18 protein-coding genes and 1 pseudogene are annotated in these 14,109 nt (G+C 62.4%); 10 read left to right on the top strand and 9 right to left on the bottom strand.

Annotation, left to right across the window (positions count from 1 at the left end; genetic code table 11):
• Positions 1-60: 60 nt before the first annotated feature.
• Positions 61-294, top strand: a complete 234-nt coding sequence (locus RPG13_RS03210; RefSeq protein ID WP_029348749.1) for a hypothetical protein — start codon at positions 61-63, stop codon at positions 292-294.
• Positions 295-317: 23 nt separating this feature from the next.
• Positions 318-410, top strand: a pseudogene (locus tag RPG13_RS03215) (heme-binding protein); the annotation flags it as partial.
• Between the two features lie 18 nt (positions 411-428).
• On the opposite strand, the gene RPG13_RS03220 reads toward RPG13_RS03215, so the two are convergent.
• The 3 genes from RPG13_RS03220 to RPG13_RS03230 form a co-directional block, all read right to left on the bottom strand.
• Positions 429-830 carry a hypothetical protein gene (locus tag RPG13_RS03220; RefSeq protein ID WP_095487289.1) on the bottom strand — a complete coding sequence of 134 codons (402 nt, stop codon included), beginning with the start codon at positions 828-830 and terminating at the stop codon, positions 429-431.
• Between the two features lie 243 nt (positions 831-1,073).
• Complete coding sequence (rpmF, locus tag RPG13_RS03225; RefSeq protein ID WP_006203806.1) at positions 1,074-1,256, bottom strand: 50S ribosomal protein L32; 183 nt, start codon at positions 1,254-1,256, stop codon at positions 1,074-1,076.
• Between the two features lie 138 nt (positions 1,257-1,394).
• The gene (locus RPG13_RS03230; RefSeq protein WP_337124376.1) at positions 1,395-2,165 is read right to left on the bottom strand and encodes a biosynthetic peptidoglycan transglycosylase; all 771 of its coding nucleotides are present in this window, start codon (positions 2,163-2,165) and stop codon (positions 1,395-1,397) included.
• Positions 2,166-2,243: 78 nt separating this feature from the next.
• On the opposite strand from RPG13_RS03230, the gene RPG13_RS03235 reads away from it, so the two are divergent.
• Complete coding sequence (locus tag RPG13_RS03235) at positions 2,244-3,161, top strand: polyprenyl synthetase family protein (protein ID WP_337124377.1); 918 nt, start codon at positions 2,244-2,246, stop codon at positions 3,159-3,161.
• Between the two features lie 7 nt (positions 3,162-3,168).
• Here RPG13_RS03235 and RPG13_RS03240 read toward each other — a convergent pair whose 3' ends face one another.
• From RPG13_RS03240 to RPG13_RS03260, 5 genes are all read right to left on the bottom strand, one after another.
• Entirely contained in the window at positions 3,169-4,098 is a 930-nt protein-coding gene (locus RPG13_RS03240; RefSeq protein WP_292622579.1) for a LysR family transcriptional regulator, read from the bottom strand.
• Positions 4,099-4,374: 276 nt separating this feature from the next.
• Positions 4,375-5,112: a class I SAM-dependent methyltransferase gene (locus RPG13_RS03245; protein ID WP_095487297.1), complete on the bottom strand. Its 738-nt coding sequence runs from the start codon at positions 5,110-5,112 to the stop codon at positions 4,375-4,377.
• A 91-nt stretch (positions 5,113-5,203) separates the two neighbouring features.
• Positions 5,204-6,073 carry a lytic transglycosylase domain-containing protein gene (locus RPG13_RS03250; RefSeq protein ID WP_095487299.1) on the bottom strand — a complete coding sequence of 290 codons (870 nt, stop codon included), beginning with the start codon at positions 6,071-6,073 and terminating at the stop codon, positions 5,204-5,206.
• Between the two features lie 4 nt (positions 6,074-6,077).
• Positions 6,078-7,331, bottom strand: a complete 1,254-nt coding sequence (gene ispG / locus RPG13_RS03255; protein ID WP_337124378.1) for a flavodoxin-dependent (E)-4-hydroxy-3-methylbut-2-enyl-diphosphate synthase — start codon at positions 7,329-7,331, stop codon at positions 6,078-6,080.
• Positions 7,332-7,675: 344 nt separating this feature from the next.
• Positions 7,676-7,855, bottom strand: a complete 180-nt coding sequence (locus tag RPG13_RS03260; protein WP_095487303.1) for a YdcH family protein — start codon at positions 7,853-7,855, stop codon at positions 7,676-7,678.
• Between the two features lie 240 nt (positions 7,856-8,095).
• Here RPG13_RS03260 and RPG13_RS03265 point away from each other — a divergent pair, with 240 nt between their 5' ends.
• Positions 8,096-8,299, top strand: a complete 204-nt coding sequence (locus RPG13_RS03265; protein WP_023797035.1) for a YdcH family protein — start codon at positions 8,096-8,098, stop codon at positions 8,297-8,299.
• A gap of 33 nt (positions 8,300-8,332) precedes the next feature.
• Here the strand turns inward: RPG13_RS03265 and RPG13_RS03270 are convergent, their stop codons facing one another.
• Positions 8,333-9,136, bottom strand: coding sequence for an IclR family transcriptional regulator (locus RPG13_RS03270; protein ID WP_095487304.1), 804 nt, complete (start codon positions 9,134-9,136; stop codon positions 8,333-8,335).
• Between the two features lie 126 nt (positions 9,137-9,262).
• On the opposite strand from RPG13_RS03270, the gene RPG13_RS03275 reads away from it, so the two are divergent.
• The 6 genes from RPG13_RS03275 to RPG13_RS03300 all read left to right on the top strand — a co-directional run bounded on the left by RPG13_RS03275 (position 9,263) and on the right by RPG13_RS03300 (position 14,060).
• Positions 9,263-10,138 carry a transporter substrate-binding domain-containing protein gene (locus RPG13_RS03275; protein WP_126104582.1) on the top strand — a complete coding sequence of 292 codons (876 nt, stop codon included), beginning with the start codon at positions 9,263-9,265 and terminating at the stop codon, positions 10,136-10,138.
• 77 nt (positions 10,139-10,215) lie between these two features.
• Positions 10,216-10,881, top strand: a complete 666-nt coding sequence (locus RPG13_RS03280; RefSeq protein ID WP_095487308.1) for an amino acid ABC transporter permease — start codon at positions 10,216-10,218, stop codon at positions 10,879-10,881.
• Position 10,882: 1 nt separating this feature from the next.
• A complete protein-coding gene (locus RPG13_RS03285; RefSeq protein ID WP_095487310.1) occupies positions 10,883-11,533 on the top strand; it encodes an amino acid ABC transporter permease in 651 nt (216 codons plus the stop codon).
• 4 nt (positions 11,534-11,537) lie between these two features.
• Positions 11,538-12,332, top strand: coding sequence for an amino acid ABC transporter ATP-binding protein (locus RPG13_RS03290; protein WP_127288411.1), 795 nt, complete (start codon positions 11,538-11,540; stop codon positions 12,330-12,332).
• A 36-nt stretch (positions 12,333-12,368) separates the two neighbouring features.
• Positions 12,369-12,830 (top strand): RidA family protein, encoded by a 462-nt coding sequence (locus tag RPG13_RS03295; RefSeq protein WP_127288410.1) that lies wholly within the window; start codon positions 12,369-12,371, stop codon positions 12,828-12,830.
• Between the two features lie 24 nt (positions 12,831-12,854).
• Entirely contained in the window at positions 12,855-14,060 is a 1,206-nt protein-coding gene (locus tag RPG13_RS03300; protein ID WP_126104579.1) for an aminotransferase class V-fold PLP-dependent enzyme, read from the top strand.
• Positions 14,061-14,109: the final 49 nt, after the last annotated feature.

A 14,109-nucleotide genomic window follows, 5' to 3' on the forward strand; every position in this document is an offset into this window, starting at 1 on the left:
GCAGGCCGGCTCTGCTATTAAAGGCATTGAAAACTATAATTTACGGGATTGGAAAAGCCCTTGGTTGAGAACTCTAAGGATACTGCCCGCGCGCGGGCCGATTTGCGTTTCAAAAAGCAGGAAGAGGCAGCCACTGTTCGTCAGAAGGCGATGGCGGAATATGTCGCCGAGAGCGACGCCCGCCAGATTAAGACCAACAAACTGCGGGCGCTGCGCCTCGCCAAGGAAGCCGAAGACCTCGCCAATGCGCCGGCTGCTCCGGTGAAGAAGCCGGCGCGCGCCAAGAAAAAATAGGGTGGTTCGTTGCGCATGGCGCCGTCATCGGCGCTGTCGGCATTTCCGGCGATGCGTCGGACAATGATGAAGCGGCGGCCATCGCCGGCATCGAGGCGGCTGGCTTCACCGCCGACCAGGCTGAGGCCCGGCGTCTAGTTCATGTTTATGTCACGGGTGGCCGCTCGCATCGACACCGAGAAGCCGGCCAGAACGTCGACCAGCGCGATGACCATCAGCGTGAAGAAAACCGAGTGCGCCGCGCCCTTCACCAGCAGGAACTCGACCAGGAACGCCACGAAGACGAAGGTCGACAGCAGGTGGTCCATGATCGAGGCGCTCGTCGTGCGCGTCGATTTCACGATTTCGACGAAGAAGAGGATTAGCCCGATCAGCACGATCAGATCGCCGAGCGTCAGCGAGAACACCCCGCCCGACATCATGCGGATCGAGACCAGTTCGCTTGCCCAGGGGTCGTCGCCACCGCCGAATATTCCCAGAAGCCCGAGATTATAGAGGACGAAGGGCACGATCAGCAGCGGGATGGCACCGAACATCAGGCGGCTCCGGTTGGACTGCCCTCTGTAGTATGCGCCCGGCGTTCGCCGTCAAGAATTTTCGTATGCGACCGCGAACACGGACAAAGACGGTGCGAAATAACAATGTCAGCCGGCCCGGCTGACATCCTAAACGGTTGCTGGATGGCTGAAATTGGTTCGGTGAGCGATCCTCAGCGCCAAAATGCAAAAGACCGGCGCAATGGCCGGTCCTTCGGTAGTCACAACCCGTCGAAAACTGTCTCAGCTTTCCTTCGGCTCCAGAACCTGGCGACCGCGATACATGCCGGTCTTCAGGTCGATATGGTGCGGGCGGCGCATCTCGCCGGAATTCTTGTCCTCGACATAGGTCGGGGCCTTCAATGCGTCGGCCGAACGGCGCATGCCGCGCTTCGACGGAGAGGTTTTTCGTTTCGGTACGGCCATGGATATGCTCCACTACATGGTCAAAACGCCCCGGCTGCCCTCGTGAAAGGGCCGCGTCAGGGCCGGAATCTGAGAAAGTCGGGTGGCCTATACACGCCCTGCGCCGTTTTGGCCAGCGCCGTCGCGAATTTTTTTAAGCTATCGCAGGCAGCCGACATAGGCGCCGGACCGGCCTGCGCGCCGCTCGATCAGCGCAGCCAGCCGCCTCAGCCCCGGTCCGGGCTTCGCCGGGTTGCGCGCGATCGGGTTCGGCAAGGTGACGGCAAGCAGTGCCGCCTGGCGACGCGACAATCGTTTTGCCGAAACCCCGAAATGGTGCTGGGCGGCGGCCTCGATGCCATAGATGCCCGGCCCCCATTCGGCGATATTGAGATAGATTTCCATGATGCGCCGTTTCGACATCACCATGTCAAAATAGACAGACAGCGGCAGCTCGACGACTTTCCGGACCGAGCCCAGCGGCCGCGACCACAGATAGAGATTCTTCACGGTCTGCATGGTGATGGTCGATGCGCCGCGCGTCATCTCGCCGGCCAGCGCGTCGTCGACGACGCCCCTCAACTCGCCAAGGTCGATGCCGCGATGGAAACAGAACTGCCCGTCCTCCGACATGATGACCGAATTCGCCAGCGCCGGCGCCACATCGTCGATCGAGACCCAGCGCCGGTTATAGCCGGAAAACGTCGCCTGATCCTTCAGCATCAGGGTCGACACCGGATGCACGAACGGCGGCAGATACAGAAACGTCAACACCACCGGCATCAGCGCCAGCACGACGGCGACGGTGATGCCGCGCCGGACCCAGAGCCGGGGCCAGCGTTTGAGACCGATGCGGTTGCCGCGTTTCGGCCTCACCATGTCCAACCCTTCGGTTTCGTGATCGACGATCGGTTCCGCCAAGCCGCCCAATCCATGCTGCTCCCTGCCCCGGCATAATGGCGCTTGGCTTCTTGCGCAACGTCTGAGTGTCGGCTACCGGTCCCGGCGATGACGAAAGACGATCAAATTCCGTTCGAGGCAGCGCTTCTCGCGCGCGCAGGTCCGATCGAGGCGCTGCTCAGGCGTCTCCTCGACGGCCGCCCGCTTTCAGACGAGATCGCGCGGCCGCAACGTCTGATGGCGGCGATGCGTCATGGCGTGCTGAACGGCGGCAAGCGCCTGCGTCCCTTCCTGGTGATGGAAAGCGCCGCGCTGTTTTCCGCCGACAGCGAGGCGGCGCTGCGCGTGGCGGCGGCGCTCGAATGCGTGCATTGCTATTCGCTGATCCATGACGATCTGCCGGCCATGGACGATGACGATTTGCGCCGTGGCCAGCCGACCGTGCACAAGGCCTTCGATGAGGCGACCGCCATCCTCGCCGGCGACGCCTTGCTGGCGCTCGCCTTCGACATCATTGCCGACGAAGCGACCATGCTGCCAGCCGAGCGAAGGGCGGCGCTGGTGCTGGCGCTGGCCCGCGCCGCGGGAGCCGGCGGCATGGTCGGTGGCCAAATGCTCGACCTGGAGGCCGAGCGCATCGGGCCGGACGAAGCCGGCATCATCCGGCTTCAGGCGATGAAGACCGGCGCGCTGATCCGCTTCGCCTGCGAGGCGGGCGCACTCATTGCCGGCGCGCCACCGGTCGACCGCGAAAGGCTGGCCGAGTTCGGCTCGGCGATCGGGCTTGCCTTTCAACTTGCCGACGATTTGCTCGACCTGACGGCGGACGCGCACCAGATGGGCAAGGCGACCGGCAAGGATGCAGCAGCCGGCAAGGCGACGCTGGTGGCGCTGCACGGCGCGAACTGGGCGCAGGACCAGCTTCAAGGCCTCGTCGACCAGGCCCACGCGCTGCTCGATCCCTATGGCGAAGCCGCCGCGCTTCTGAAGCAAGCGGCGACATTCGTGGCGACCCGCAACAGCTGACGCTGCTCTAAACTGTATTCCCGACGTCTTGTGGCGCGCTGCGTAGCCAAGGAGGGTTGGTGAACTGTTCGGCCAGGAAATCCACGAACACGCGGACACGCGGCGACAGTATCCGGCCAGGCGGATAAACAGCGCAGATTGGCGGTCCGTCGTGATGATTGTATCCGGTAAGCAGTGCGGTCAGCCTGCCTATCCTGATATCCGGTCCGACCAATATCTCCGACATGCGGATGATGCCGACACCGGCGAGCGCCAGCCGGCGCAGGGCTTCCGTGCTGTTGGCCTCTATCGGGCTGCGGATACGCATGCTTTGCGGACCGTCCGGGCCATCGAATTCCCAGATGTTAAGGCCGCCGCGTGATGTGATGCCGAGGCATGTATGATGTTGAAGGTCGCCCGGCGTCATCGGTATGCCGTGTTTTTCGAGATACTGGGCTGACGCGCAAATGACACGGTGATTGGGCGCCAGCCGCCGCATCACCAGCCTGGAATCGCTCTGGGCGGCAACCCGCACGGCGACATCCGTTTCCTCAGTCAACAGGTCGATAATCGCATCTGTGAACATCAGCTCGAGCTCAATGGCTGGATAGCGATCGATAAAAGTCGGTAGCATCGGCACGATCAAACGATGGCCGAAGGCGCTCGGAAGACTGACGCGCAGCCGGCCGCGAGGTTCTGCGCCGGGTTGAATCGCGATTTCAGCCTCTTTGATGTCGTTCAGGATCCGGCGAGCGCTATCGGCATAGCTGCTGCCTTCCGCTGTCAAGCTGATGCGCCGCGTCGAGCGTTGCAACAAGCGCACGCCAAGGCGGGACTCAAGGCGACCGATGATTTTGCTGACGGCCGATGGGGTCATCCGCAGCCGGCGTGCCGCTGCCGAGAAGTCGCCTTCCTCGACAACTGACAGGAACACACCCATCGTTTCCTGTCGGTCCATGATATCTATTCCAATTCGTCACAGATGAACGGAAATTATCACCAATTATCAGTATTTGCGATACATAATATGATTCCCTCCTCAGCATCCGAAATGCTGGTGAGGAGAGTGCGATGCGTTCAGAACAGCCAAACCTGCGCGATGGTCACGAGCTGCATCGGTGGGCACGTCGTCAGCGCAGCGCCGCAATCGGGCGGTGGTGTCTCCGGATTATCCGCGTGCTCAACCGGTCACCGCAAAAGATGGGAAAACGCCCAGAGCGAAGCAACGTCCGGGCTAGCGCAACCGGCCAATCGGGATGATTTCCGGCGAGGCCGGGCCATACGGCTCGCCCTGCCAGTTGCCGAGCCATTCTTCGACGACCAGCCCGCTCTGGTCCATCATCCCCGCAAGGCTTTCCTTTGTCGGGAAGGCTATTTTCGATTCGGCGCTGAGCACCCGCCCGCTGTCGGGGATTTCATAATGGGTCGAGTAGGTGACGACACCGGTAGCGGGATCGCGCCGGAAATCGTTCCACGCTCTTACGGTGCTCAATCCGGGATGACTCAGGTCCCGTTCGGACCTTTCCGGCGTCCACTCGAGCCATTCCTCGGTGGCTGGATTTCGCGTGTCGAAGATGAAGCGCCCATCGGGAGCCAGATGAGCAGCGATCGTGGCAAGCACCGCCTCTCGATCTTTCGGCGTCAGAAACACCTGGAAGGCGTGCCCGGTCAAAAGAACCAGATCGAAGCGTCGTCCGAGCCGGACGGTTCGCGCATCGGCCTCGACCCAGTCGACCCTCTGCCCGCCGGCTCGGCGGCGCGCGATGTCGAGCATCGCCGGCGCCGGATCGACACCGGTCACATTACGCCGATCGGCGAGCGCGGCGGCCAATTGCCCGGTGCCGCAGCCGAGGTCGAGAACCGATCCGGCACCCTTGGCAAAGCCGACGCAATAGTCGAAGTCGACGCCGCCTTCGTTCTCGATATCGTAGAACTGGGCGAGGTCGGGATCGCTGTAGAGACGGTCGGTCATGGAAGGCCTGGAGTTGGAACCGTGGAGCAGCAGAATTCGTGGAGTCAAAGCGCAGCTTCGATGGTTTGTCGGGCAAATCGGTCGGTACCCATCACCGGTTCCGCACCACAATGCATGCACCGCCGACGCTTTGCAGTTTCTGGCAAATGTTGTCGGCCTTGGCTTTGGAGTCGGCGCCGATCCGGACCGCATAGATGCCGCGCCTGCCGATTGGCGAGCGCACCCGGCTGACCACCGGATTTTGGCCCTTAAGCAAGGCCGGAAACCGGCGCTTCACACCATTCCATTGACTGAGCGCCGCAGCGCGGCGGAAATTGCCGGCCACCTGCACGCCCCACGGCTTGATGTTGATCGACGCCATGGCCACGGTTTGGGACTTGATGACCGGCAGCTTGCGGCAGGCGACCGCGAAGCTCGCTTTCTTGTCGAGCGGCCGGATGGTGCCGGCATAGGCGGTGTCGGTGAACCTGTCGGCTGGCTCGCCCATGATGTCCAGAACGTAGCTTTCGGTCTCCATCGGCAGGAAACCGCCAGAACTCAGCCAGCGCGACACCCGGCTTTCACCGGCATTGTAGGCGGCGGCGGCCAAGCCGAGATTGCCGAAGCCGGTTTTCATTTCGGCGAGATATTTTGCCGAGGCCGGGATGGCCTGCTCGATATCGAAGGAATTGGCGAGGCCGCGTATCTTGGCTGTACCCGGCATGAACTGGGCAATGCCTTCGGCGCCGACCGGGCTGACCGCACTGGGATCGAAGCGGCTTTCCTTCCAGATCAACCGGGCAAAGAAGTCCTTGGGCAGGCCGTTTTGGTCCGCATGAGCCTCGATCAGGTTGCAAACCCGGTCGAGCAGTCGTTGTTTGGCGGGGCGCGGCGGATCGGCCTGGACGGCTGTCACCCAGCCCAGCCCACAAAGCAAGACAAACCCACCAAGCAAGACCGGCGTCGCCCAAGGGAGCCGCATAGATCTACTCCGCCGCGGGCTTGCCAAGTTGCCCAAACCGCTGCTCGATATAGTCGGCGACCATTTTCTCGAAGTCCGCAGCAATCGACGGGCCGCGCAGCGTCGCCGCCTTCCTGCCGTCGACGAATACCGGCGCCGTCGGCGTCTCGCCGGTACCGGGCAGAGAAATGCCGATATCGGCATGCTTGGATTCACCTGGACCGTTGACGATGCAGCCCATCACCGCGACCTTGAGGTTCTCGACGCCGGGATATTTTTCACGCCACACCGGCATGTTCTTGCGCAGATCCGCCTGGATGTTCTGGGCGAGTTCCTGGAACACGGTAGAGGTCGTGCGGCCGCAGCCGGGGCAGGCGGCGACGATCGGCACGAACTGCCGGAACCCCATGGTCTGCAGGAGTTCTTGCGATACCTGCACCTCCCGGGTGCGGTCGCCATTCGGCTCCGGTGTCAGCGAGATGCGGATCGTGTCGCCAATGCCTTGCTGGAGAAGGATGCCCATCGCTGCGGACGAGGCGACGATGCCTTTTGAACCCATGCCGGCCTCGGTGAGGCCAAGATGCAGCGCGTGGTTGGAGCGGGTGGCAAGCTCGGTATAAACGGCGATCAGGTCCTGCACACCGCTAACCTTGGCCGACAGAATGATTTTCTCGCGGCCAAGACCGATCTCCTCGGCCATTTCGGCCGAAAGGATCGCCGACTGCACGATCGCCTCGCGCGTCACTTCCTGCGCGGTCAGCGGAAAGCCTTGGCGCTGGTTGTCGTCCATCAGCCGGGTCAGAAGCTCCTGGTCGAGCGACCCCCAATTGACGCCGATGCGCACCGGCTTGTCGTGCCGGATCGCCATCTCGACGATATCAGTGAACTGCCGGTCCTTCTTGTCCTTGAAGCCGACATTGCCGGGATTGATGCGGTACTTGGCTAACGCCTCGGCGCAAGCCGGATGGTCGGCGAGCAGCTTGTGGCCGATATAGTGGAAATCGCCGACCAGCGGCACGTTGATGCCGAGCCGTTCGAGCCGCTCGCGGATGGCGGGCACGGCGGCAGCGCTCTCGTCGCGGTCGACGGTGATGCGCACGATCTCGGAGCCGGCACGATGCAGCGCCGCAACTTGAGCGACTGTCTGGTCGACATCGGCGGTGTCGGTGTTGGTCATCGACTGAACGACGACAGGGGCACCCCCGCCGACCATCACGCCGCCGACATCGACACCGACCGACGTGCGGCGCGGGAAGGGAGAGGAAAAATATCCGGTCATGGCCGGCTGCCCTTTGTTAGCGCATCACCCCGAATCCCGGAATCGGTTTCCGGAAAGGATCACGCGCAAAAATCAAAATACAGTGTCCTTTGCGCGCCCGAAAGGGCGCGCGGCGCTGTAGAAGGTCCGGGCATGAGGTGGAGGAGCAAAGATGGCTTGTCAATGGCGACAGGCAGGCAGACCTACCAAATCGATAACGGGAGAGGAGACAAACAGCCCATCTTATCCGTGGCGCTGGCGGCCGGAACCATCTCCGAGTCGTGTGAAGCAGCGCTCCGGCGGCATGGCCGCCACCGGAAAGATGCTCGTGCGCCGAAACCGGCGCAGCTATTCGAGGAAAAGCGTCAATGCGTGGTCGGTTTCGCTTTCAGTTTTTCAATCTCGTCCTTGAGTGCCAGCTTGCGCCGCTTGAGATTCACGATTTCGAGGTCATCCACTGATGGATGATTCATCGCGTCATCGATTTCGCGTTCGATGTCGCCGTGTTTCCGCTGCAACTCATCAAGATGGGATGCAAGAGACATGATTGGTTCTCCCTTTCATGGTTTCCTCGATTGCAGCCGTCAAGGCGTGTCCACCGCAGGCTCGCTTCTGTGACGGCATAATGACAGTGTGCCACCATCGGGCAGCGATGTCGAATGCTGCGTGGTAGCATTCCACGACAATGTGAAATGTGATATTGGCTGCGCGCCGGTGCAAGAGAGCCCCCGGCCCCGCCTAATCAGGCCCATTTTTGGGCGCCGCAGACGTGCAGACGGTAGATAATGTCCGAACAGGAACAGGCCGATATCCGCCTCGAATATTCTCGGCTGAAGCAAGAGCACGCCGATTTCGACGCGGCCATCAACGCGATGATCGCCATGGGCTGCGACCCGCTGCAGATCCAGCGCATGAAGAAGAAAAAACTATTCCTGAAAGACCGGCTGATGGCGCTGGAAGACCGGATCATCCCCGACATCATCGCGTGAGCGAATTCCCACTTGGCGACTCGGCAAACCTGCTCATCCTGTGATCGAAAGCCTCGCAGCGCGTTCGCGCAGCATGGCGATGAGATCGTCGGTCTTTTCTCCGGAAGTGTCGATGGGAACCACCAGGCATATCGTCGCCTCGACCTTGCCGGGCGCTGAAAAGACCGGCGCGGCAAGGCATTTTGTGTAGGCGTCGACAAGACCCGAGGTCACGCAGTAGCCGACACCGCCAGCCACGGCGATATCTTCTATGAAGTCGTCGAGCAGCAATCTGCGGCCGTCTGGCAGGACGAGATCGTCTTCGGACACCATGTCTTCGATCACGGCCCTTTCGAAACCGGCGAGAAGCAACCGCCCCGAAGCGGTCCAGGGAAGCGGGATCTGCAGACCTGTGGCCGAGCTGATCCGGAACGGCCTGGTGCCCGGACTTGAATGGACGATTGTGTAGCGGCCGCTTTGCAGCATGCACAATTCAGAGGTCTCGCCTGTCTCGCGCGACAGATTGTCGACCTCCTGCCGCCCTCTCCTGAGCAGGTCGTTGCCGCGCACATAGTCCATTCCGTAGAGGTAAAGCTTTTTTCCGAAATAGACGCGATTGCCGTCGCCGGCCATTTCCAGCAGGCCCGCATCGACCAGCGAGCGCACAAGCGTGTAGGTCGTCGAGCGAGGCGCATTCACTGCCTTGGCGAGATCGCCAATCCCGATCGCACGCTGGGTCGTGTGGAGAAACTCCAGGATCTGGAGCACCCGGTTGAGACCCTTCTCGCGAGAGCCCGATGCCCTGTCTTCGTCCAGGCCGGCGTCCGGTCGAACTGCCAAGGCATTGCCATCTTGCATTACCGGCTCCTGATGTTAGTATCTGTCTTGTATAGAGTACATGCGTCTCTTGTAAGGGACAATCACGTTCATTGCAACGACGCATGTTGCTCATCCAAAGGGGAACACAACACGAAGGAGGTCGCCGTGAACGACACATCCAAAAGACGTGAATTTCTGAAAATGGCCGGGCTTGCAACGGCCGGAGTGATGGGCGCAGCAGCAACGGTCGATGTTCAGAAGGCGGCGGCGCAAGCGGCGCCGGACAGCCTGCTGCGTACTGTTCTCGATCGCGGCAAGCTGATCGTCGGCACCGGCAGCACCAACGCACCCTGGCACTTCGAGAACGATGCCGGCGAACTCGTCGGCATGGACATCACCATGGGGCGCATTCTTGCCAAGGGGCTTTTCGACGATCCGACCATGGTCGATTTCGTCATGCAGGATCCGGCCCAGCGCATTCCGAATGTGACCACCAACAAGGTCGACATCTCGATCCAGTTCATGACCATGACCGCCCAGCGCTCGCAGCTGATCAACTTCTCGCGGCCCTATTACGTCGAAGGCATCGCTCTGCTGACCCTTCCGACCGCCGAGAACAAGACCTTCGACAAGCTGCTTGCCGGCGGTTCGGCAACGCGTATTTCCATCCTGCAGAATGTCGATGCCGAGGCAAATGTGCACATTGTCCTGCCGGAGTCGCAGGTGATGCAGATAGACACCCAGGCCAACGTGCTGCAGGCACTCGAGTCGAAGCGCGTCGACGCGGCCGCCGTCGATCTTTCCACGGTGCGCTGGCTCGCCTCACGCAACCCGGACCGCTACTTCGATGCCGGCAAAAGCTGGTTCAGCATGCTTTACGGCGCGGCGCTGAGGCAAGGCGATCTCGACTGGCTGACCTTCGTCAACGCATCCTTCGCGACGGCAATGTTCGGTCATGAAACGGCGCTCTACGACGCGGCGTTCAAGGACTATTTCGGGCTGGAGCCGCCGGCCCGGCATCCCGGTTTTCCGGTCATCTGATGCAGCTGGCGGAAGGGCAGCAATCGGCGCCCTTCCGCCTCCTTCTCCTCGACGGCCCTCGGCACTGAGGCAGACGCATGGGCTACGCCCTCAATTTCAACCTGATCTGGCGGCATTTCGACAAGCTGTGGGGCGGCCTGCTGCTCAGTCTCGAGCTCGCCGTGATCTCCATAGCCATCGGCATCGTCATCGGGCTCGTTCTGGCGGTCTGGTACGTCTCGGCCGGGCGCGTCGTCCGGTCCATAATCGCCGCCTATGTCGAATTCATCCGCAACGTGCCGCTGATCCTGCTTGTCTATCTCGTTTTCTACGGCCTGCCGACCGTGGTCGATCTCGCCTACAGCGCCCAGACCTCGTTTGTCGCGACACTGTCGCTCTATAGCGGCGCGTATCTGGTCGAGGTGTTTCGCTCGGGGCTCGAAGCCGTGCCGCGCGGACAGATCGACGCTGGCAAGGCGATCGGCCTGACGCCCTGGCAGCGGCTGCTCCATGTGCGCCTACCGACGATGCTGCGGATAACGCTGCCCGCGCTTTCCAACACGTTCATATCGCTCTTCAAGGACACGTCCGTCGCCTCGGTCATTTCGGTGCCCGAGCTCACCTACGGCGCCCAATGGATCAACTTCAACACCTTCCGGATCGTCGAGGTCTACCTTGTGGTGACGGCGATGTACCTCTTGACCGGCTACGCGCTTCTCTATGCGCTTCGGCTTGTCGAGCGCCGGTTCAGGGCGGCGCACTAACATGCTTGGCCAGATCGCCTATGCCTTGCCCTTCCTAGCCCAGGGTTTTGCCGTGACACTGTGGGTGTCGCTGCTTGTCGTGGTGTTGTCGCTCGTCGCCGGCGTGATGATGGGCGTCGGCCTTGTCTACGGCCCTACGCCGCTGCGCTGGGTGGTGCGCATTTTCAGCGACACCATACGCGGCATTCCGATCCTGGTGCTCATCTTCTTCGTCTATTACGGCCTGCCTGCCATCGGCATCCATCTGGAGTCCTTCTGGGCCGCCGTGCTGGCGCTCACCCTGTTCAAGACGGCCCAGGTCATCGAATATCTGCGCGGCGCGGTCGGTTCCATACCGAAGGGGCAGTCCGAGGCGGCGATGGCGATCGGGCTGACCTTTCGCCAGCGACTGGCCTACGTCATCTTTCCGCAAGCGTTCAGGCGCTTCCTGCCGCCATGGATCAATGGCGTCACCGATGCGGTAAAGGGCAGCGCGCTGGTCTCGCTGCTGGGCATCACCGACCTGATGCACGCCATCAACCAGGTCATCGGCCGCACCTACGAGGCGATGCCGCTCTACATCCTCGGCGCAGTCATCTACTTCGCCGTCAATTACGCCCTCTCCCTGGCCAGCCGACGGCTGGAGCGGCGTTTCTCCTTCATCCGGGAATAGCAAGATGTCCATCGCCCCGCCCGCCAATCCGGCGCTTCTCGATATCCGCGACGTTTCCAAATCCTTTGGATCCGTCGAGGTCCTGCGCTCCGTCAGCCTAAAGGTGACACGCGGCGAGGTGGTGACTGTCATCGGGCCTTCCGGCAGTGGTAAGACCACGCTGCTGCGCTGCGTCAACTTTCTCGAGAGCTACGATAGCGGCTCCATCCGCATCGACGGAAAGGAGGTTGGCTTCCGCGAGACGGGAACACGCCAGCGCCGCAGTGAGCGCGACCTGGCGAAGATGCGGGCCGAGACCGGAATGGTGTTCCAGAGTTTCAATCTGTTCCCGCATCTGACGGCGGCCGGCAACATCATGCTTGGCCTGCGCAAGGTGCGCGGCAAAAGCAGCGCCGAAGCCCGCCAGATTGCGGAGCACTGGCTGGGCCGGGTCGGCCTCGCCCACAAGGCAGACAGCCTGCCCGCCGAGCTTTCCGGCGGCCAGCAGCAGCGCGTCGGCATCGCCCGCGCGGTGGCGATGGAGCCAAAAATCCTGCTTCTCGACGAGATAACCTCGGCGCTCGATCCGGAACTCGTCGGCGAAGTGCTTGAGGTCGTGCGCAGTCTGGCCGAAGACGGCATGACCATGGTGATGGTCACGCACGAGATGGCCTTTGCACGCGACGCCTCGAGCCGCATCATCTTCATGGCGGATGGCGGCGTCAGTGCCGCAGGCCCGCCTGCCGAGATTCTGGGCGAGGAGATCGACAACGAACGTCTTCGCAGCTTTTTGGCGCGGTTCCGCGCCTCGCATTTCTGACATCGGACGGCGAAAGCTGTCGCAAGGAGCCTTTTCATGTCGCCTTACATCCGGCTCGCCGAACTGGGCCTGACGCTGCCCGAGCCGCCGACGCCGATCGCCAATTTCGTCACCCACGCCGAAAGCGGACGGCTGATCTTCCTCTCCGGCCAGGGGCCATTGCGCGCCGATGGCACGCTTTGCACCGGCAAGGTGGGCGAGGACGTCACGGTGGAGGAGGCCTATGGGCATGCCCGTCTCACCGGCTTGAACCTGCTTGCCGTTATGCATGCCGCAGCGGGTGACCTCGGCCGCATCGTGCGCGTCGTCAAGCTGCTGGGTTTCGTCAACGCGATCCCGACCTTCAGCGACCATCCGAAGGTGGTCAACGGCTGCTCCGATCTTTTCGCCGAAGTCTTCGATAGTATCGGCGGGCACGCCCGCTCGGCGATCGGTGTTGGCTCTTTGCCGGGAAACATCACGGTCGAAATCGAGGCGGTCGTCGAGACCGCCGCCTGACGTCTACCAACGGGACCTCTAGAGATGAAAACCTATTCCGAAAACGGCTCCAACACGACAATTCGTCAACGACTCGGCCTTCGCCCGATCATCAACGTTTCCGGCACGATGACGGCGCTCGGTGCCTCGATCATCGTCCCGGAAGCGATCGCCGCGATGTCGGAAATCGCTTCGCAGTGGGTGGAGATGGACGATCTGCAACGCGCCGCAAGCACGGTCGTCGCGCGCCTCACAGGGGGCGAGGCCGGCTTCGTCACCGCTTGCTGCGCCAGCGGCATCACCATGGCGATTGCCGGCACGATGACCGGCACCAACCTTCTGGCGATCGAGCGGCTGCCGGACGACACCGAGGGCCTCAAGTCGGAGGTCATCGTCCAGCTCGGCCACATCGTCAATTACGGCGCGCCGATCGACCAGTCGATCCGGCTTGCCGGGGCCAAGGCCGTCCCGGCCGGCACGGTCAGCGTGACGCAGGATTATCATGTGCGCGACGCGATCCGCGACCGCACCGCGGCCGGCCTCTACGTCGTTGCGCATCACACAGTGCAATACGGCATGCTCTCGCTCGAGGAATTCTGCGAGATCTGCCACGCCAAGGGCGTCCCGGTGATCGTCGACGCCGCCTCGGAATACGACCTGCGCGGCTTTCTCGCACGCGGCGCCGACATCGTCGTCTATAGCGGGCACAAATTCCTCTCGGGGCCCACTAGCGGCATCGTGACGGGGCGCAAGGATCTGGTGCGAGCCGCCTATCTCCAGAATCGTGGCGTTGCGCGGGCGATGAAGGTCGGCAAGGAAAGCGTCGCCGGCACCATGGCGGCGCTGGAGGCCTGGGAGCGTCGCGATCACGCCGGCATCCGCAAGCGGGAGGATGCGGCCTTGCATCTGTGGGAGGACGCATTGCAGAGCCTGCCCGGCATCGCCGCGCATGTCATTCCCGATCCGACCGGCAATCCGCTCGACCGCCTGCAGGTTTTTGTTACGCCTGAGAGCAGGTTCAGCGCCGCCGGCCTTGCCTCGGCGCTGGCGGCAGGCTCGCCTCCTATTATCGTGCGCAACCACGAGGTCGAGCGCGGTCACTTCTTCCTCGACCCGTGCAATCTCCATCCCGGCGAGGCGGAGATCGTCGCCGAACGCCTGCAGGCTGTGTTGAACGCAACCGACCGCCCGGCGGATGCGATGAAGCCGGCTCGCAAGGACACCGCCGGCGCGTTGCGCTGGCCGGATTAGGTGACGATGGCGCCATGCGCCCGAATGGACGCAGAGGCATCGCATCCTT

Origin of the sequence: Mesorhizobium sp. ISC15, assembly GCF_037162615.1 — a bacterium.
Classification (GTDB): domain Bacteria; phylum Pseudomonadota; class Alphaproteobacteria; order Rhizobiales; family Rhizobiaceae; genus Mesorhizobium; species Mesorhizobium mediterraneum.